This window comes from Paenibacillus cineris (assembly GCF_018333335.1).
Taxonomy (GTDB): Bacteria; Bacillota; Bacilli; order Paenibacillales; family Paenibacillaceae; genus Paenibacillus_AQ; species Paenibacillus_AQ favisporus.
Genome location: NZ_BORU01000001.1, coordinates 4,317,030 through 4,336,038 on the forward strand (window position 1 = coordinate 4,317,030; position 19,009 = coordinate 4,336,038).

Annotated in this window: 17 protein-coding genes; 9 read left to right on the top strand and 8 right to left on the bottom strand. The window is 55.8% G+C overall.

What is annotated here, in order from left to right:
* Window positions 1-216 precede the first annotated feature (216 nt).
* From sigK to KI379_RS20170, 7 genes are all read right to left on the bottom strand, one after another.
* Window positions 217-918, bottom strand: coding sequence for an RNA polymerase sporulation sigma factor SigK (sigK, locus tag KI379_RS20140; protein ID WP_076169711.1), 702 nt, complete (start codon window positions 916-918; stop codon window positions 217-219).
* Between the two features lie 136 nt (window positions 919-1,054).
* Window positions 1,055-1,711 (bottom strand): nitrite reductase, encoded by a 657-nt coding sequence (locus KI379_RS20145; RefSeq protein WP_212984500.1) that lies wholly within the window; start codon window positions 1,709-1,711, stop codon window positions 1,055-1,057.
* Window positions 1,712-1,773: 62 nt separating this feature from the next.
* A complete protein-coding gene (locus KI379_RS20150; RefSeq protein WP_212984501.1) occupies window positions 1,774-2,667 on the bottom strand; it encodes a hypothetical protein in 894 nt (297 codons plus the stop codon).
* On the bottom strand, window positions 2,664-5,144 hold the full coding sequence (locus KI379_RS20155) for a heavy metal translocating P-type ATPase (RefSeq protein ID WP_280518766.1): 2,481 nt from the start codon (window positions 5,142-5,144) through the stop codon (window positions 2,664-2,666). Before KI379_RS20155 ends, KI379_RS20150 begins: the two co-directional genes overlap by 4 nt.
* Window positions 5,145-5,172: 28 nt before the next feature.
* A complete protein-coding gene (locus tag KI379_RS20160) occupies window positions 5,173-5,373 on the bottom strand; it encodes a cation transporter (RefSeq protein ID WP_076169707.1) in 201 nt (66 codons plus the stop codon).
* Between the two features lie 200 nt (window positions 5,374-5,573).
* On the bottom strand, window positions 5,574-5,891 hold the full coding sequence (locus KI379_RS20165) for a metal-sensitive transcriptional regulator (protein WP_089550326.1): 318 nt from the start codon (window positions 5,889-5,891) through the stop codon (window positions 5,574-5,576).
* A gap of 162 nt (window positions 5,892-6,053) precedes the next feature.
* On the bottom strand, window positions 6,054-7,127 hold the full coding sequence (locus KI379_RS20170; protein WP_212984502.1) for a lactonase family protein: 1,074 nt from the start codon (window positions 7,125-7,127) through the stop codon (window positions 6,054-6,056).
* Between the two features lie 370 nt (window positions 7,128-7,497).
* On the opposite strand from KI379_RS20170, the gene KI379_RS20175 reads away from it, so the two are divergent.
* Entirely contained in the window at window positions 7,498-8,247 is a 750-nt protein-coding gene (locus KI379_RS20175; RefSeq protein ID WP_163879691.1) for an SDR family NAD(P)-dependent oxidoreductase, read from the top strand.
* Window positions 8,248-8,386: 139 nt separating this feature from the next.
* A complete protein-coding gene (locus tag KI379_RS20180) occupies window positions 8,387-8,800 on the top strand; it encodes a GNAT family N-acetyltransferase (RefSeq protein ID WP_306433682.1) in 414 nt (137 codons plus the stop codon).
* A 37-nt stretch (window positions 8,801-8,837) separates the two neighbouring features.
* On the opposite strand, the gene KI379_RS20185 is transcribed toward KI379_RS20180, so the two are convergent.
* The gene (locus KI379_RS20185) at window positions 8,838-9,443 is read right to left on the bottom strand and encodes a pentapeptide repeat-containing protein (protein WP_076169703.1); all 606 of its coding nucleotides are present in this window, start codon (window positions 9,441-9,443) and stop codon (window positions 8,838-8,840) included.
* 268 nt (window positions 9,444-9,711) lie between these two features.
* Here KI379_RS20185 and KI379_RS20190 point away from each other — a divergent pair, with 268 nt between their 5' ends.
* The 7 genes from KI379_RS20190 to KI379_RS20220 all read left to right on the top strand — a co-directional run bounded on the left by KI379_RS20190 (window position 9,712) and on the right by KI379_RS20220 (window position 18,933).
* Window positions 9,712-11,328 (top strand): helix-turn-helix domain-containing protein, encoded by a 1,617-nt coding sequence (locus KI379_RS20190; protein WP_212984503.1) that lies wholly within the window; start codon window positions 9,712-9,714, stop codon window positions 11,326-11,328.
* On the top strand, window positions 11,325-13,124 hold the full coding sequence (locus KI379_RS20195; protein ID WP_212984504.1) for a cache domain-containing sensor histidine kinase: 1,800 nt from the start codon (window positions 11,325-11,327) through the stop codon (window positions 13,122-13,124). The genes KI379_RS20190 and KI379_RS20195 overlap by 4 nt, the downstream gene beginning before the upstream one ends.
* A gap of 5 nt (window positions 13,125-13,129) precedes the next feature.
* A complete protein-coding gene (locus KI379_RS20200; protein ID WP_076169695.1) occupies window positions 13,130-14,113 on the top strand; it encodes a substrate-binding domain-containing protein in 984 nt (327 codons plus the stop codon).
* Window positions 14,114-14,142: 29 nt separating this feature from the next.
* Window positions 14,143-15,438, top strand: coding sequence for an ABC transporter substrate-binding protein (locus KI379_RS20205; protein ID WP_212984505.1), 1,296 nt, complete (start codon window positions 14,143-14,145; stop codon window positions 15,436-15,438).
* A gap of 243 nt (window positions 15,439-15,681) precedes the next feature.
* Window positions 15,682-17,064 carry an ABC transporter substrate-binding protein gene (locus tag KI379_RS20210; protein ID WP_089548283.1) on the top strand — a complete coding sequence of 461 codons (1,383 nt, stop codon included), beginning with the start codon at window positions 15,682-15,684 and terminating at the stop codon, window positions 17,062-17,064.
* 93 nt (window positions 17,065-17,157) lie between these two features.
* Entirely contained in the window at window positions 17,158-18,060 is a 903-nt protein-coding gene (locus tag KI379_RS20215) for a carbohydrate ABC transporter permease (RefSeq protein WP_076169693.1), read from the top strand.
* A 27-nt stretch (window positions 18,061-18,087) separates the two neighbouring features.
* Window positions 18,088-18,933, top strand: a complete 846-nt coding sequence (locus KI379_RS20220; RefSeq protein WP_212984506.1) for a carbohydrate ABC transporter permease — start codon at window positions 18,088-18,090, stop codon at window positions 18,931-18,933.
* Window positions 18,934-19,009: the final 76 nt, after the last annotated feature.

Sequence of the window (19,009 nt, forward strand, 5' to 3'; positions counted from 1 at the left end):
ACGCACTTTTTTGTATGGTCCGATCATTTTTGTAAGGTAGGATACTTTTTGATACTGGATTATGGGAGTCATCAAAGACCATCGGCGAGAAAAAGAAAAAGGCCCGTGACGTTAAACGCCACGAACCTTCGGACTATCAATCATTACTTTATCTACTCAAACTCACTGTTTCCTATGTCAATTAGACAAAAGCATCGGTGTTTCCTGCGCTGCAAGCTATTGCTTGGATTTATAAAATTCATGGTACAGCTTCATCAGGGCACGCTTCTCGATCCGCGACACGTAGCTGCGGCTGATGCCGAGCTCCCTGGCGATTTCGCGCTGTGTCCGCTCTTCTCCGCCGTGCTCCAGGCCGAAGCGGCCTTTGATGACCTCCTGCTCGCGCTCATCGAGAATGTCCAGGTTCCGGTAAATTTTGCTCTTCTCGATCTTGAGCTGGACCATGTCGGCCACGTCGTCCGCCTCACTGCCCAAAATATCAATCAACGTGATTTCATTTCCCTCTTTATCCGTTCCGATCGGATCGTGCAGGGAAACGTCCTTCCTCGTTTTCTTCAAGGAACGCAAATGCATCAGGATCTCATTTTCGATGCAGCGGGCTGCGAACGTGGCCAGCTTCGTGCCTTTATTTGCCTGAAAGCTCTCAATAGCTTTGATGAGCCCGATGGTACCGATCGAGATCAGATCCTCCAGATCCTCGCCGGTATTATCGAATTTTTTCACAATGTGCGCCACCAGCCGCAGATTATGCTCGATCAGCATATTACGGGCGTGGGCGTCTCCTTCCGCCATCAATTGAAGGTACTTACTTTCCTCTTTCTCTGTCAGCGGCTGCGGAAAGGCGTTGTTTTTGACGTACGATACCAGCAGCGTTAATTCTTTAATGAAAAGGGCGATAAAGCTGAAAAGTCCGGGCAAAGATGACACCTCCTGCTGAATGACTGGGCACCGCGAAAACATGGCTGCTGCTTCCTGCTGTTAGGCTGCGGTCTGTTCATTCTATGTGGGCGAAGGCCCATCTGTGCCTGTACGTATAAAAGAAAATCCTGCCGTTTTAGGCCTGCATTGCTTGCGAGGATATGTCCCCGGCGGCGTCCTCTGCGGCTTCGCGCAGCTTCTCGAGGGTAAACCGCTGGACAAAACGGCGGTAGGACTCCTTCCTTTTTCCATGCTCCTGAAACTGGGCAATGAGCCGAGTGACGGCCGGAATCAGCTGTTCCGCCTGAAGCCCCGTCAAGAGCAGCTTGGCCAATTCGGCCTTGATCCCTTTCGGCTCACCTCCGACATAGAGATCGTAGCTGTCTTTCATCTTGACAACGGCGATATCCTTCAGCAGCGGTTCGCTCGTTCCGAGTGCGCAGCCGGCGTACCCGATCCTCAGCGGACTCGGTACCGCTATGCCCGCGATCGCCAGATCCAGAGCTCTCGCCACATCCAAGCCGGCCTCTTCCGCTCCGCGGCAAAATTGGCAGGCGATCAGACTCTTGGTCACAAAACCCGCCGGGTGAATCTGAAGCCCGGCGGCCCTGAGTTCCTCCTGAACCTCTGCGAGACGTTCTTCTTCTGCCGTCACGTACAGCTGTTTGAAGCCGGTCATTTCCACGTTGACGACTCTGTCGGCCATGCCGCCGATCGCTGCAAGCTGTTTCGGGGAGAACACGGTTCCCCCGACCCCGAAGCCGGGGGTAACCGCAAATTTGCGCTGACCCAACCTTCCTCACTCCTTATCGCTTCGATGAATATACCTGGTACCTGGTGACAGCCGGCAGCAGATTACGGCACGTTCACGACGAAGGGAACGGTAATGACGCGTCCGTCGCGCTGGAACTGCCCCCATATTTTATAGATGCCGGCGTGCGGAAAGGTCGTCATAAACTCGGCCTTTGGCCCGGAGCCTTTTTCATCCATCGGGTGGACGTGCAGGTACTGCTCCGCATCCTCGGACAGAATGACCACGTGTCCGACGGCGCCCAGGTACGGCTGCAGGTCGGTGACCGGTGCGCCGGTCTCGGCATCCTCGATCGTGTACGTGAGCATCAGCTCCTGCCCTGCCGCAAGCCGGTCAAAATCCAGCGTCACCCGCAGTCCGTCCACCGTTTTGACCCGCTCCCCGTCCGGCTTAACGGGAGCAGCCGGCAGCGGTGCACCCTTCACCTGAAGCCACGCCGATTTATTCATCGCGCCTCCGCCTTCCGGAACAAAGTCGGCGATCAGCTTGTAATCTCCGCCTGCGGGGAAGCGGTTGTTCACTTCAAACACGCCTCCTCCCTGGTACTCCGGATGAATATGGTGAAAGTATGACAGATCTTTGCTGACGATAATGAGATGCTCTTTTTGTTCATGCGTCGTTTCGAAGGATTCAATCGCCTTGCCGTCATGCGTAAATGCCATGGTGATCTTCGTATCCACGCCGGCTTCCGGCGCTTGGCCATCTGCGTACGTCCAACTTACGTTCACGTCCTTTTCCTGAAGCTCTCCTGTTTGGCCGCCGCCGTGGTTATGCGTACTGGCCTCTGCGCCGTTCGTCTTTGCCGGCCCATGGGCCGTGTGATGATCATGTGACATGTTCATTTGTTCTCCATCTCCTTTTATCGCTTTTGTTTCGGACTCGCAGGCGGTCAGCACCGCGAGTCCGAGCAGTGCGGCGAGTCCCAATGAACGTTTCATGCAGCCCGCTCTCCTTTCGGGTTCATCTGCAGTTTCATCCGCTGCAGTCTGAGTGCGTTCAGGACAACCGAGACCGAGCTCAGCGCCATCGCTGCCCCTGCAATCCAGGGAGCGAGCAGTCCGAGGGCCGCGACCGGAATGCCCAGCGTGTTGTAGCCAAGCGCCCAGAACAGGTTTTGGCGGATATTGCGCATCGTTTTCCGGCTCATTTCGATGGAATCGGCAATGCTGTTCAAATCACCTCGCATCAGCGTCACATCCGCCGCTTCCATGGCGACGTCCGTCCCTGTTCCGATGGCCATGCCGATATCGGCTTGCGCCAAGGCCGGTGCATCGTTGATGCCGTCGCCGACCATGGCCACTTTTTTGCCAAGTGACTGCAGCTTTTTGACTTCGGCGGCTTTCCCTTCCGGCAGAACCTCCGCAAGCACCTCGTCAATGCCCGCCTGCCGGGCGATCGCTTGGGCGGTGCGTTCATTGTCCCCGGTGATCATGACCACTTGAATGCCTAAGCCTTTCAACCGGCCGACCGCCGCCTTGGAGCTTTCCTTGATCGTATCCGCAACGGCGATCAGTCCGGTGTACCGGCCGTCTACTGCGACGAGCATCGCCGTTTTGCCCTCTTCCTCCAGCTTCGTCATGCTGCTCTCGGCATCCCGGGCAAGGATGCCATGCTTCTCCATCAGCTTGCGGGTTCCGGCGAGCACCTCACGGCCGTCCACGACGGCCCGGATGCCGTAACCCGGGATCGCCTCGAATTCCCCGGCTTCGGTAAGCGCAATGCCGCGGGCCTTGATGCCGTCTACGATGGCCTCAGCGAGCGGATGCTCCGAAGGCTTCTCCGCCGAGCCGGCCAGCCGCAGAAACTCGCGCTCATCCATTGATGCAGTGAGCACATCGGTCAGCTCCGGCTTCCCTTTCGTGACCGTGCCCGTTTTGTCCAGGATGACCGTATTGATACGGTGCGTCGACTCCAGATACTCGCCGCCCTTAAACAGGACGCCCAGCTCGGCGGCGCGGCCCGACCCGGCCATGATCGACGTCGGTGTCGCGAGTCCGAGGGCACACGGGCAGGCGATAACCAGAACCGCAATCGCCTTCTCCAGCGCACTGGCAAAGTCGTACGGGGCAACCCAGAAGTACCAGACGACGAACGTCAGGAGGGCAATGCCGACCACGATCGGGACGAAGATGCCGGAGATGACGTCGGCTACCCGCTGGATCGGCGCCTTCGAGCCCTGCGCTTCCTCCACCACTTTGATAATTTGCGCAAGGGCCGTTTCCCGGCCGACCTTCGTCGCCTGAATTTTCAGCCGCCCGTTTTTGTTGACGGTCGCTCCGAATACGGAATCGCCGGCCTTTTTCTCAACCGGTATGCTCTCGCCGGTCAGCATCGATTCGTTGACGGCCGACGCCCCTTCGAGCACGAGTCCGTCCACCGGAATTTTTTCGCCCGGCTTTACAAGGACGATGTCCCTGGCCAGAACCTCTTCGACCGGAACGGTGAGCTCTTCGCCGTTTCTGATAACGACGGCATTCTTCGCCTGCAGCCCCATCAGCGTTTTGATCGCTTCGGACGTCCGTCCTTTCGCGAGCAGCTCGAACAGCTTACCCATAATGACCAGCGTAATCAGCACGGCGCTTGTTTCATAATACATTTCCGGGCCGTGATGAAGGCTTCCGCCTCCGGCAGCCCACTCGATGGTTAGAAACAGGCTGTAAAAGTAAGCGGCCGATGTGCCCAGGCTGACCAGAACGTCCATATTGGCGCTTTTGTTGCGGAGGGCGTTGAACGCCCCTTTATAGAACTGCCTTCCGATATAAAACTGTACCGGGGTGGCGAGTGCGAGCTGGAACCACGGGTTCATGAACAACTCCGGCATCCAGATCCAGGACAGGAAGGAGAAGTGGCTGACCATGGACCACAGCAGCGGCAGAGACAGGAGAGCGGAGATCAGCAGCTTGCGCTTCTGCTGCGTGATTACCCGGCTGCGCTGCTCTGCCGGATCAGCGGTCTGTTCCCGCTTGGGAGTCGCCTTGTATCCCAGCTTGTCGATCCGCTTCTCCATGTCGCCCGCGTTGACTTCCAGCGGGTTAAATTCCACTCTGGCCGTCTCCATCGCAAAATTGACGTTGGCGCTCTTTACCCCAGGCATCTTGTTGAGCGTTTTTTCAATTTTGACCGCACAGGCCGCGCAGTACATCCCGGTAATATCCAGATCGACCACTTCTTTGGCCGTATCGTACCCCAGCTTCTTGACGGCTTCCTCCATATGATCCATGCTGGTCCGTTTCGGATCATACGTAACCGTGGCGCGCTCCATCGCAAAATTCACGTTGGCCTCAGACACGCCATCCAGCTTTTTCAGCCCCTTCTCAATCCGGTTGGCACATGCGGCACAAGTCATGCCTGTGATCTGCAAAGACGCTTGCTCCTGCTGATTCAGCTGCTCCTGCTCCCTACCGTAAGTTTCCATTGCAACGACACCCCGTTTCTTTTATTCGTTAGGCGACCTCATAGCCTTGATCTTCAATGGCTTCCTTAATGGATTGAAGCGACAGCTTCCCGCTGTCATACGCTACCGTGACTGTCCCGTCGGCCAAGTTGACCTTGGCGTCCGCACCCAGCGCCTTCATCGAACCTTCGATGGAATTGACGCAGTGCATGCAGGACATGCCGTTAACCTGTAATGTAACTTGGTTCATATATCATCTCTCCTCGGATCGTTTTAGTTGGAAGATGGTATTGGCATGAGCCCGAATCATCGATCACCATCTCCTTGTAATGAAGTATACCCCCCTACCCTATAATTAGTCAACCATTATTTTACTATACCCCCCTAATCTATATTTTTGCCTACAAAAAAAGGATTCTTTCGAATCCTTTGATCTCCGAGCCGTATCGATTATTTCATCAATTTATTAATCGTTATTAGCAGCTCGTCGATCACTTCATTCTCCCCGTCCTGAATGCGTTCGATCAGGCAGCTCTTCATATGATGCTCGAGCAGAAGCTTGCTGACCCCGTTCAAAGCGGATTGGACCGACGAAATCTGGTTCAGCACGTCGTCGCAGTACGTATCCTTTTCGATTAAGCCTTTAATGCCGCGGATCTGCCCCTCGATCCGGTTCAAGCGGCTGATCAGGTTGTTTTTCGTTTTGGGGGAATGGTGGCTCTTCCGTTCGCCTGTTCCGCAAGACTCGTGCTTGACGGATTCTTCCATGGTCTCTTCCACACGCATCCATCCTTTCTTACTGGCTATCTCTATTGTACCATCCGTTTCCCCGATTGATGAGTCCGGATCGTGCATCCGGTGTCCTGTATCGTAAAAATCCTTGATCAGCCGGGCATCGAAAGCCCGCCGGACCTTCAGGGGAATATGGTTTTAGAAGCGGACAGCCCACACGCAGACCGGTTTGGACACTTCGACCGAATGGCCTGTATACGTTAATTTGCCGGTATCCTGGTCTACGGTGAAGAGCGTCAGGTTATTCGTATCCCGATTGGCTGCGATCACATGCTTACCGCCGGGAACGATGGAAAAATGGCGCGGGTGCTGGCCTTCCGTCGACACGTGCTGCACCGTTGTCAGCTTGCCGGATTCCGGATCGACCGCATAGACGACAATGCTGTCGTGACCACGGTTTGAGCCGTACAGGAACCGGCCGTCGGCAGAAATCGTAATTTCCGCACAGCCGTTAGCCCCCGTCCACTCGGCAGGCAGCGTCGGCACGGTTTCCAGCGTCTCGAGCGTTCCGTGTTCCTCATCGTATTGAAAGGCCGTTACCGTCGAATTCAATTCATTGATGACATACGCGAATTTTCCGTTCGGATGGAAAGTCAGATGGCGCGGTCCGGCGCCTTTCTCCACCCGGGTGTCGCTCACGGGCACGAGCTTGCCTTCGGCTTCGTCGATCCGGTATGTACGGATGAGATCCAGACCAAGGTCGCACGCGAGCAAAAAGCGCTGATCCGGGCTGTAAAACGAGGAATGCAGATGCGGAGCCACTCCGCTGTAGTCGCCTTGTCCGACATGCTGCTGGATATCCAGCACGCTTCCCACCTTGCCGCCGGCGGCAAGCTCCACCAGGCTGATCGTGCCTTTATGATAGCTGGTCAGCGTCAAATATTTGTTGTTTGCGCTCCGCTGAATGTGGCATGCCGGACCGTTCAGTGCGTACGCCCGGCTGGCTTCGGTCAGCTTGCCTGTTTCCGGATCGATCGTATAAGCTGCGGCGTCGCTCGTCTTCGTTCCGTCTTCGTCTGCCGTTTCGCTGATCGCGTACAGCAGGTTTCCCGCCTGATCCACGTTCAGGAACGTCGGATTTTTGTTGCCGTCCACCTTGTCGAGCAGCGTCAGCTCGCCTTTCCCTTCATTCAATTCGTATACGTAGATTCCGTCGGATGCCGCTTCGGCATATGAACCGACGAACACCAGCATGCGATCGTTTGCTGTCATGATCACTTCGCCTCTCTCTTTGTGTTTGTATAAATGATTGTATCATTGTTAGTGGAATACGGCAAAAGGGGCTCAGCCTTCTTTTTCACCCATCCATAAGGGAAAGGGACGGATCATCGGGTCCATGGTGTAATTATCCTCGGGAAGGAACATAGTAATACGGTCGGTGTTATTGGCGGATGCGTGTAACGGGAATTGCTGCATCACTGGCGGATCTGTTCAATCGTCTTACAGTCATTATGGTACGGGCGACATCATCCTTAAACATAAGGAATATCTGGGATCACAGCCGGATGTAAAAATCATTACGGCGCTTCGGATAGAGCAATCGAACGCAAACAAACCCAACATCAGGAGGCTGATCAAACCTATGAAATTAGCGGATCATACGATTCTCGTCAATGGGGGCGCGGCGGGCATCGGCAGGGGGGTCGTTATGGCTCTCGCCAAAGAGGGCGCCAGGGTCGCCTTTTTCGACAGCAGCGAAGAAAAGGGACGCATCACGGAGAAGGAGGTTAGCGAAAGAGCGGAATGCATGTTTGTGAAAGTCAACCTGCTCGATAAAGATGAGGTCGCTCAAGGCTTTAAGCAGGTTATCGGAAAGTTCAAAACGCTCCACGGATTGGTGAACTGCGCGCAGGCTTCCAGGAACGTGCCCTTTCTGGATACGACTGAAGAAGAGCTCAGACTGGCGCTGCATACAGGCTTTCTGCCCGCTTTTCATCTGATGAAATGGAGCTACCCCTATTTAAAAGAAACGCAGGGCTCGATCGTGAACTTTGCGTCGGGAGCGGCGCTCGAAGGCATGCCCACGCAAACCTCCTACGCAGCCGCCAAGGAAGCCCTGCGCGGCATTTCCCGCGTGGCGGCCAAGGAATGGGGGCCGGATCAGATCAATGTCAACATCGTCTGCCCGATTGCAGCTTCCGAAGGCGTGCTGGAATGGAAAGAGAAGATGCCCGAAGCTTACGAGAAAATGGTCAACAACATCCCTTTGCGGCGGCTTGGCGACTGCGAGCATGACGTCGGCCGGGTCGTCTGCTTCCTGCTAAGCAGGGACGCCAAATTTATTACCGGGCAAACCATTATGGTTGACGGCGGCACCATGATGCTGCGGTAGCGTTCAAGCTTGATGGGGAAGCAACATCCCGCTGCGTGGCTTGGCGGCTGCGAGCATCGCGTTGCAAGCAGGTCGTGCTTGCCTGTTGAGCCGTGACGCCTTTCATAGCTTCAGATATACTTGGGAGCAAAGGAGTGAAATGATGAATTCACACATTCAGCTAGGACACGATGTCCCGGAAGCAGAGGAGTACAACAAGCTGCGGGTAAAGGCCGGCCTCAGCCCCAAGGACATCGAAGCTTCCCGCAGGGGACTTCAGGGCTCCCTCTTCATCGCGACCCTCCGCCTGGAAGGGAAACTGATCGGCATGGGCCGAGTCATCGGGGACGGCGGCTGCATATACCACGTCGTGGACATCGCCGTTGATCCCGATCATCAAGGCCAGGGCCTGGGCAAGCGGATCATGGCCGAAATCACCGGCTACCTGGACCATAACGCTCCGCCCACCGCCTATGTCAGCCTGATCGCCGATGTGCCGGCCGACCGGCTGTACCGGCAGTTCGGCTTCGAGGAGACGGCACCGGCATCGGTCGGCATGTACAGGCGGTTCTAAGGCGGAGCGGCCATCGGCGGCAGTCTCGGTGAAGTCCTTAGTCCACCTTGGCGCCGTAGGCCCGGGCTACGCCGACCGCCTGCTCCAGGTCGATCCGCACCCCGGTGAGGTCGATCGACCGGAAATCAAAGCGGTCCAGCTTCGCGCCCCGGAGATCCGCACCGTTCAACGCGGCCTTCGCCAGCCGGACGCCGCTCAAATCCGCCTCACGGAGATCCGCTTTTTGCAGATTGCATTCCGACAAGTCCGCCTCTACAAAACGGATGCCCCGCAGCTGCTGCTTGACGAGATTGGCGTGCCGCAGGTTCGTGTACGACCAGTCCCCGCCCTGGATTGTGATGCCGTCCAGCGATGCGCCGGAGAAGTCGCTGCCCGTCATTTTGCAATCCTCAAACTTGCTTACGAACAGATTGGCTCCCGCAAAGCGGCAGTTTGTAAACGCCGACCGGGCATGGACAGAAGCGTTCAGCGTCGCTCCCCCAAAGTCGCATTCGATAAACCGGCAGCCGGTCGTCCAGACCTCATCCAGCGCGGCTCCGCGAAAGCTGCACTGATGGAAGGTGCATCCCTTCAGTTCCCCTTCCTTCAGATCGGCTTGGCCAAAATCCACCTTTACGTATTCCTCATCTATGTACTGATACATCCGCTCATCTCCCAGTTTTATTCGATAACCCTTAAGTTTGTTTAGACAGCTTATTTTCTATCCTATCAAACATATGTTCCTTTCTCAATCGCTTTCCGAGTCGGCGTTATAGGCAGTTCTTCCTGACGTTCCATCTTTGACTCGCACATTCCCCATATCCACAAATCCGCTTTTACAGTATAATTATTCCAGCATTATTACGCTTTTGTGAACAAGGACCCTGGGTCCGGAAGCCTTACGGCATCGAACAAAAGACAGGGGGCATACCATGTACAAAGTATTCATCGTCGACGATGAAGCGGTTGTCCGCGACGGGCTGAAGCGAACGATCGGCTGGCAGGAGCTCGGCTTCGAGCTGATCGGCGATTACGCCAACGGCCGCGAGGCGCTGGAGGCGATCGATCTGAACATGCCGGATCTTATCATTTCGGACATCTCCATGCCGTTTATGGACGGTCTTGCGCTGACGGCCGCCGCTGGCTCCAAATATCCGCATATCAAAATGATCATCCTGACCGGTTACGACGAGTTCGAATACGCGCAGCAGGCCATTCGCCTCAAGGTTTCCGATTTTATTTTGAAACCGATTACTGCCCAGGAAATCCGCGAGCTGCTTCTGAAGGTCAAGGCCGAGATGGACGAAGAGACCCGCAGGCGCGAGGATTTCAGCCGGCTCTACAGCCAGCTAAAGCAGAGCCTGCCGCTTCTAAAGGAGCGCTTCCTGGAGCGTCTCGTCGTTACCGGGATGAAAGCCGAGGAAGCACAGGAGCGCTTCCGCTATTTCGGCCTGACACCGCTGGCTTCGCCGTGCCTGGCCATGGTGGCTGATATCGACGATTTCGGCTCCCGTTCCCTGCAGAGCGAGAGCGGGCAGGACACGGAAATTCTACGCTATGCCGCTTACAACGTGTTCGAGGAAATCGCCCTCCGCGAGGACCTGCTGCTGTTCCGCACACGCGAGGAGCGCATCGCGCTGGTCGTCTCGGACGGCGCCGAGGATACCGATGTGTACGAAAAGGCGTTCCGGGTGGCCGAAGAAGCACGCTTCTACATTCATAAATATTTAAAATTCACCGTTACCATCGGCGTCGGACAAGCAGTACAGGCAGCGCAGCAGCTTCCCGCATCGTACACAAGCGCCCTTTCCGCGCTGGATTACCGCTTTCTGCTCGGCAAAAACCGGGTGATCAGCCTGCTGGACATGGAGGGCCGGCCCGCCCTCGCCGGGACGCTCCGTGCGGATTGGGACCGCCAATTGGCTTCCGCCGTCAAGACCGGCTCCCTGGAGGAAATCCGCCAGCTGATCCGGGAATTCGTCTGCGACCTGAAACAGGGCATGGAACCGATGGATTCGTGCATTTTTCACATCCAAAAGGTCATCCTTTCCCTCATGAACACCATTCAGGAGCTGGGCTTGCACGAATCGCGCTCGATCCTGCTGACCGACGTCTACAAATACAAAACGCTCGACGAGATCGAAGCCTGGCTCACGGAGACGGTCACCTCCGTCATGAACGCCGTTGCCGAAAACCGCCATCATTTGACCCGTATGCAGATCCGCAAGGCCGTCGACTACATCGAGACGCATTATGCCGATGAAGATATCTCGCTGCAGCACCTGTGCCGCCACGTCCTGATGAGCACCAGCTACTTCAGCCTCGTCTTCAAGCAGCATACAGGCGAAACCTTCGTCGAGTACCTGACCCGGACCCGAATGGACAAAGCCAAGGAGCTGCTGGCACACACCGGACTCAAATTTTACGAAATCGCCGGTCAGGTCGGCTACAACGACCCGAACTATTTCAGCATCCTGTTCAAGAAGCATGCGGGCATGACGCCGCGGGAATTCCGCGACAGGCAAGCCAAGGAGAGCTCGCAGCCATGACCAGACAGCGCGCCTCCCTCCTTCCTTTTTTGCCGTTTAAAAGCATTCAGTCGAGCATCTTTTTCACCTTCTCCTGCCTCATCCTGATTACCGTCCTGGTCATCAGCCTGAACAGCTACAACCTGTCGGTCGCCGCGATGGAGACCAATTCGGAGAGCTACGTCCAGGAAATCATCACGCAGGTCAACTCCAACATCCAGTCTTACATCGACAACATGGAAAATATCAGCCTCTTGGCCATGACCAACAAAGACGTCAAGTATTACATCTCCAACAACACGTTTATCAGCACAAGCGACCGGCGGCCGTACGAAAAGCGCATCTCCGACCTGTTCCAGGCCATCCTGTACTCGCGCAAAGATATCTCAGCCATCATGGTGTTCGGATACAACGGCCATTACGTGTCCGACCGCCGGATTACCCTGCTCAACCCGAACACCAAGCTGGAGGACCAGTCCTGGTACAAGGAAGCGAAGAGCAAGGGCGGACAATCCGTCATTTCGCCACCTCACGTGCAGAACGTCATCCAGAACGAATACCGGTGGGTCGTCTCCCTCAGCCGCGAATTGAAGAGCACGGACGGGATCCGGGGTGAGGGTATTTTTCTCGTGGACCTGAACCTGAGCATCATCAACGATATTTGCAGCAAAATTAACCTGGGCAAAAAGGGCTACGTATTCATCGTCGACCAGAACGGGAACATCATTTACCACCCGCAGCAGCAGCTGATATACAGCAACCTGCGCACGGAGCAGATCGCCAAGGTCACCGGTGCCAAGAGCGGTACCTCCTTCACGATCAACGACGACAAGGGCAAGCGCATCTATTCGGTGCATGACACGAACTTCGGCTGGAAAATCGTCGGGGTGGCCTATGCGGACGACCTGATCGCGAACGAAGGCACGATCCGCAGGTCTATCCTGCTGTACGCCATCATGGGCATCCTCTTCTCCCTGCTGCTGTCGCTCGTGCTGTCATACCGCATGTCCAAGCCGATCCGCATACTGCAGCGGGATATGAAAAAGGTCGAGCGCGGCAACTTCAATATCCGCACGAAGATCGACCAGCCGAACGAAATCGGCCAGCTCGGACGGTCGTTTAATTTGATGCTTGCCCAGATCAAGAACCTGATGCAGGAAATCATCCACAACCAGGAGAACAAACGAAAAAGCGAGCTGATGCTGCTCCAATCGCAGATCAATCCGCACTTCCTGTACAACACGCTCGATTCGATCGTATGGATGGGCGAGCAAAAGAAGCACGAGGAAGTCGTCCTGATGACCTCGGCTTTGGCCAAACTGTTCCGCGCCAGCATTACAAAGGACAAGGAGCTGGTGCCGATCAAGGTGGAGGTTGAGCATATCACCAACTATCTGCTTATACAGAAGATGAGGTACAACGAGCAGCTGGAATACGACATTGACGTGCCGGAGGAAATCAGAGGTTTCATGACGCTCAAAATTTTGCTGCAGCCCTTTGTGGAAAACGCCATTTATCACGGCATCCGCAACAAGCCCGAACCGGGGAAAATCGTCATCCGGGCCCGCGACCTGGGCCAGATGATCCAATTTGAAGTGGAAGACGACGGGCTGGGCATGACGGAGGAGCAAATCGGGCGCATCTGGAACCCGCCGGAGGACAGGACGGCCGGCCGGACGAAATCCAGCGGCATCGGGATTGCCAACGTCAACGAGCGCGTGAAGCTGTACTTCGGCGATACGTACGGGATCCAAATCCGCAGCGAGCTGGAAGAAGGGACCTGCGTCACCATCACCATCCCCAAAATGAAGGAGTAACACCCATGCGCATACAACGTGCCACGCTGCTGTTGGCCATCATTTTTGTCATATCCTGCGTCTACATCATCCTGTACTTCAAGCTGTTTATTCCGACGCCCCCTCAGGAGCGAAGCGTGACGGTGATTCTCAAGGAGCACAACATCCGCTCCGAATTCTGGCAGACGGTGAGCGCCGGGGCCGAAGCGGCCGCCAAGGAGGCCGGGGCCAGCATCAGCATCACCGGCCCGCTGCAGGAGACGGACGCCGAGTCGCAGCTCCAGCTGCTGAAGGGCGTCCTCAAGCAGAAGCCGCAGGCCGTCGTCGTCGCCCCGATCAACGACGACCGCATTATGGACGAGCTCAAGAACATCCAGGATGAGGACATCCCACTCGTCATTATCGATACGCCCCTCAGCCTGAAATCGCCGCCGGCCTTCGTGTCGAACGATCATGTCACTGCCGGCGTCCAGGCCGGCAAAGTGGCGCTGGAGCAGACCGGCGGTTCGCTAAGGGCAGTGATCATCAGCGATTTCGTGACGTCAGGCGTATCGGCCGAGCGGGAAAAGGGCATCCGCCAAGCGCTTGAGGCCTCGTCCTCGGCGATCTATGGCACGTTTTACTGCTCCGATTCCGAGGAGCGTTCGTACCTGATCGCCAAGACGCTGATCCGGGACCACCGCGACATGAACGCCATCATCGCGCTGAACGAATCCGCAGCCCTCGGCGCCGCCAAAGCGGTCAAGGAAGCCCATCGGACCGGGCTTGTCCAGCTGATCGGCTTCGACACGTCCGCCAGCGAAATCCGGCTGCTCGAGGAAGGCACCCTGAACGCGACCGTCGTGCAGCAGCCTTTTAACATCGGATATTTGGGCGTACAGACCGTGCTCGACCTCATCAACGGCAAAAAGGTCAAGCCGGAAACCTACACCAATTCGATCGTCGTCACCAAGGCCAACATGTATTCCCCGGAAAATCAGAAACTCCTCTTTCCATTTATCGATAAATAAACAATAACCATCGAAAGGTGCGAGAGCCGATGACTTCCCGTTTTCTGACCCGGCTTGCCGGGATCTCCCTCTGCCTGCTGGGCATTCCGGCGCTCCTTCTCTCCTGCTCCGGCCCGCAAGATGCCAAACCGGTGATGAAGCCGCCGGAGGAGCAGACTGCGCTCATCAATTTTGTCGCCTCCGAGTACAGCTCGGAGACACGGCCCCTGCTCGAAAGCCTGGTGCAGGACTTCATGCTGAAGAACCCGTCGATCGTCATCAATTTGCAGGTGGCCAACTGGGACATCCTCGACGGCATCTATACTACGATGATCAGTAAAAATCAGCCGCCGGACCTGCTGAACACGAACGTGTACACACATTTTGCGAAGGACGGCCTCCTGAACGACATGGACGAGATCATTTCGCCAGAGCTGAAGCGGAAATTTTATCCGGACCTGATGAAGCTCGACCAATGGGACGGCAAGCAGTATGCCATTCCGTACGTTTCGTCCACCCGGAATATGTATTACAATCGGGACCTTTTCGAGGCGGCTGGCATATCCGAAGCACCGGCCACCTGGTCGGAGCTGAAAAAGGATGCCCTCAAAATCAAAAACACCGGCAAGGCCCACGGCTTCGGCGTCGATTTGAGCGATAACGAAATCCAGGCCTATCTCTCTTATTTCTTCCTGGGGGCAGGCGGCGGGTGGTTCCGTGACGGGAAATGGACGATCAATTCGCCGGAAAACGTCGAGGGCCTGGCCTTTCTGAAGGACCTGTACGACGAAGGATTAACCGATCCCGAGCCGACCGTCACCACCCGGGACGAGAAGCAGCGCATCGTCGGGGACGGGAAACTGGGGATGATGATTTCAGGCAATTATTTCGGCACCGTCATGCCGAGGGAGTTCCCGAATCTGAAGTGGGGCACTGGCCCTATTCCCGTCAAGGACGGCCGCAAGCCGCTCCTGTTCGGCGTGCATGATAACCTGGTCTCGTTCAAAACAGACCATACCAACAAGGAGGCGCTCTCCGCGTTCCTGGATTATCTGTATTCCAGCCCGGTGTATGAGGAAATCATCGCGCAGGAAGGCTTCCTGCCCGTGATGGAGGAGGCCGGAGCCAAGCTGTCAGCAGCGGATCCTATGGTGAAGCAGCGTCTGGCGGAGCTGCGGAAATCCAGCTTTTATCCGATCCAGCAGCCGGAATGGCAGTCGATCATGGATACCGCACGGAAAATGGGCGACGCGGTCCTGCACGACCACGTCTCGCCGAAGGAGGCGCTGGACGAGCTGCAGCGTTACGCCGAGAAGGTGCAGAAGGAGGTCCATGGAACGGAGTAAGGGGAAAGCGGCAGCGGCCCAGCAGCACTGCACGGGGCCGCTCCACAACCTCACATTTTCCTGCCTCATCCCAAGTAGAAGATTATCCTCCTTTTTTCCCCACGAACAGAAAATAACAAAGAATTCATGGAAGATATTCAATAGAGCCTCTCCCCCCGAATCCTTATGATGGTTTTAGGCGCTGTAATCCAAGATAGACAACCACTATGGCGTTGCACAATCACTTAAGGAGGGTTAGCTTTTATGATGTTCAAGAGACATTTGGCGGCACTCAGCCTTGCGGCTTTGATGATCGTCGCCCCGCTGGCCGGATGCGGCTCCAAGGACTCGTCCACTTCGACGAAAACCGAAGACGCGTCCTCCTCAACAACCGCCACAACGACCAACACCGATTCCAGCTCGAACACGACGACCGATGACAGCACCAAAAAACTGACCGGAGACTTTGAAATCCAGTACTTCGTCGGCGGCTACGGCGACAAGTGGTGGAAAAAGGTCATCGCCGACTTTAAAGCGGCCAACCCCGATTTGAACGTTAAAGAAAGCGGCGGGCCTAAAATCAACGACCAGATGAAGCCCCGCTGGGTCGGCGGCAATCCGCCGGACTTCGTGTATATTGACGGCCCGAACCTGAACGACCGCCAAATGGTGGAGGATGGCCAGCTGGAGGACCTGACGGATTGGATGAAGGACGCCACGAACATCGACGGCACCAAAATCAGCGATATTTTGGCACAGCCGCCGCAGCTGTTTGACGGCAAGGTCTACGACATCCCGCTCGTTTTGAACTCCTGGGGCGTGTTCTGGGACAAAGCCCTCTTCCAGGAAAAAGGCTGGGAAGAGCCCAAAGACTGGCAGTCCTTCTTGGCCGTCAGCGACAAAATCAAAGCGGCGGGCGTGACTCCGTTTATCCATACCGGCAAATATCCGTACTACATCAACGGTGCGATTTTGTACCCGGCGATCGTATCCGCCAACAACAACGATATTTCCATTCTGCAGGACATGGCCGATTCCAAAGTGGAAGCCTTCCAGCAGCCCGCCGTGCTGACCGCACTGAACAAAATCGTCGAGCTTCGCGACAAAGGCTTTATCGACAAAGCCTCCATCCAGATCAACCACACGGATTCGCAAATGCTGTTCCTGCAGCACAAAGACGCCTTCATCCCGAACGGCCTCTGGCTGCCAAACGAAATGGCCAAGGACGTCCCGGGCGGATTCTCCTTCGGCTTCATTCCATCGGTGACGCAGGATTCAGGCGGCAAAGTCGTCGCCAACACTTCCACCGCCAACGTGGCGATCGCCAAGAACGCCAAAAACAAGGAAGCGGCCAAAGCATTCCTGCAGTTCATCTTCTCCGAAGCCCAGGCTTCGCAGTGGGCCGAGCTGAGCGGCGCTCCGTCCAACATCAAAGGCGACATCAGCAGCTCCAGCGCGCCAAGCCATGTTAAAGATGCAGCGCGGTATTTAACCGATTCCAACACCGTCGTCGTTCCGTCCATTACCTTTAACGCCGACGTGGATAAGGCGATGCAGGATGCCACGGATGCCCTAACCATCGGCAAAATCACGCCGGAAGAGTGGGTACAGCGCGTCGTGGACGTCGCCAAGAAAGTGAAGAAATAATGCGATAGACCGGCAGGAAACGCGGAGGATGACGGGGATGAACGCTCTCTGTTATCCTCCGTACATTTTAGGTGAAAGGCAGGGAGAACGAAGATGAAATTGGGGACGAACGCCTGGCAGCGCAACCTGTTTATCGCAACCTTCATCATTCCCACGTTCCTGTTCTTCTGCGTGTTTACGGTATACCCCGTACTGCAGGCGATGTATTACTCGCTGTATGACTGGTCCGGCTCCTCGGACAATAAAACGTTTATCGGCCTGGACAATTTCAAGGAGATGCTTCACGACCCCATCATCTGGATCGGGATGGGCAACGACTATTTTCTCGTCGCGGGCAAAATTATCGGCATCATGATTCTGGCGACGTTTTTTGCGGTCGCTCTGACCCGCTTCAAATTTCGGCTCGCCAATTTTTTTCGCTCGATTTTTTTCATTCCGAACGTCATTTCCGTCGTCGTCATCGGCGTCCTCTGGAATTTTATCTATAATCCGCAAATCGGCTTTCTGAACTCCTTCCTGTCCTTGTTCACCAAAGACAAAGTGGACATTACGTGGCTCGGCTTCACCAGCCACACGATCTGGATGCTGCTTCCGCCCGCCATCTGGGCCGGCATCGGCTTTTATATGATTCTCCTGATCGCCGCGATCCAGGGGATACCGGAATCCTACTACGAGGCCTCAAGCCTTGAAGGCGCTGGCCAGTGGCACCAATTCCGCCATATCACGCTGCCGCTGATCTGGGAACAGATGAAGGTGTCCATCCTCAACATTATGATGACCACGCTCAACGGCTCTTTTGTCATCGTGATGATTATGACGAACGGCGGGCCGGACAACACCACCCAGGTCATGGGGTCCTACTTGTATCAAATGGCCTTCACGCAGTACCACTTTGGCTATGGTGCGGCCATTGGCGTGCTGATTCTGGTCTTATCGATGATCACGACGATCATCCTGCAGCGGCTCATGCGCCAGGAAACGATCGAAATCAGCTGATTTTTCTAGGCACAGGAGGAACAAATAATGAAATCAGGCCTTTCCAATCCGATGGTCAAAATCGTGTTTTACGCCATCCTGATCATGTGGGGCATATCGGTGATTTATCCGCTGCTGTGGACCCTGCTGGACTCGCTGAAAAACAACGACCAATTTTTCCGCAAAATGCCCTGGTCCCTGCCGGACTTTCCGCTGTTGTGGAGCAACTTCAGCTACGTGTGGCGGGAGTTCAGCTTCGGTGATTACTTCCTGAACTCCGTCGTGGTGACGATCGGTTCCACGCTGCTCGGGCTGCTGCTGTCGGCCACTACCGCCTACGTTCTGGCCCGCTACCCGTTCCGGGGAAGCACGGCGCTGTTCCTGCTTTACATTGCCTCCATGATGATCCCGTTCAGCCTGGCGCTCATCCCGCTCTTTTTCCTGATGAACTCCATGCATCTGACGAATTCTTCTTTAGGGCTGATCCTGGTGTATGCCTCTACGCTGATTGCGTTTGGCATTTTCGTGCTCGTCGGATTTTTCAAAAGCCTCCCCAAAGAGCTGGAAGAAGCCGCCGCCATGGACGGAGCGTCCTACTTCGGCATCTTCTTCCGGGTGATGCTGCCGCTCTCGCAGCCGGGGCTTATTACAGTGGGTATCGTCAACGTCCTGAACATCTGGAACGAATACATTATCGGCACGATTCTGGTCAACGACCCGAAGCACTATACCCTCCCCGTCGGCATCGCAATGATGCAGGCCCAGATGCAGTACCGTACCGAATGGGGCCCCCTTTTCGCCGGTCTGCTCATCACCATCGTCCCCGTCCTGATGATGTACATGTTCTTCCAGCGGCAGATCGCCAGCGGAATAACGGCCGGGGCCATCAAGTGATCCCGGGCTGCCGGGTGACATCGCTCACAGCCGTACAGAAAAAAGCCCGGAATCCCCGGGCTTTGTTTTTGTTCTG

Bases quoted from the DNA above. Each gene is read 5' to 3' on its own strand.
- KI379_RS20170 (WP_212984502.1), bottom strand. From the start codon at position 7,127: ATGACAGCAAACGATCGCATGCTGGTGTTCGTCGGTTCATATGCCGAA.
- KI379_RS20195 (WP_212984504.1), top strand. From the start codon at position 11,325: ATGACCAGACAGCGCGCCTCCCTCCTTCCTTTTTTGCCGTTTAAAAGC.
- KI379_RS20155 (WP_280518766.1), bottom strand. From the start codon at position 5,144: ATGGAAACTTACGGTAGGGAGCAGGAGCAGCTGAATCAGCAGGAGCAA.
- KI379_RS20175 (WP_163879691.1), top strand. From the start codon at position 7,498: ATGAAATTAGCGGATCATACGATTCTCGTCAATGGGGGCGCGGCGGGC.
- KI379_RS20185 (WP_076169703.1), bottom strand. From the start codon at position 9,443: ATGTATCAGTACATAGATGAGGAATACGTAAAGGTGGATTTTGGCCAA.
- KI379_RS20220 (WP_212984506.1), top strand. From the start codon at position 18,088: ATGAAATCAGGCCTTTCCAATCCGATGGTCAAAATCGTGTTTTACGCC.
- KI379_RS20215 (WP_076169693.1), top strand. From the start codon at position 17,158: ATGAAATTGGGGACGAACGCCTGGCAGCGCAACCTGTTTATCGCAACC.
- KI379_RS20205 (WP_212984505.1), top strand. From the start codon at position 14,143: ATGACTTCCCGTTTTCTGACCCGGCTTGCCGGGATCTCCCTCTGCCTG.
- KI379_RS20150 (WP_212984501.1), bottom strand. From the start codon at position 2,667: ATGAAACGTTCATTGGGACTCGCCGCACTGCTCGGACTCGCGGTGCTG.
- KI379_RS20180 (WP_306433682.1), top strand. From the start codon at position 8,387: ATGATGAATTCACACATTCAGCTAGGACACGATGTCCCGGAAGCAGAG.
- KI379_RS20165 (WP_089550326.1), bottom strand. From the start codon at position 5,891: ATGGAAGAATCCGTCAAGCACGAGTCTTGCGGAACAGGCGAACGGAAG.
- KI379_RS20210 (WP_089548283.1), top strand. From the start codon at position 15,682: ATGATGTTCAAGAGACATTTGGCGGCACTCAGCCTTGCGGCTTTGATG.
- KI379_RS20200 (WP_076169695.1), top strand. From the start codon at position 13,130: ATGCGCATACAACGTGCCACGCTGCTGTTGGCCATCATTTTTGTCATA.
- KI379_RS20160 (WP_076169707.1), bottom strand. From the start codon at position 5,373: ATGAACCAAGTTACATTACAGGTTAACGGCATGTCCTGCATGCACTGC.
- KI379_RS20190 (WP_212984503.1), top strand. From the start codon at position 9,712: ATGTACAAAGTATTCATCGTCGACGATGAAGCGGTTGTCCGCGACGGG.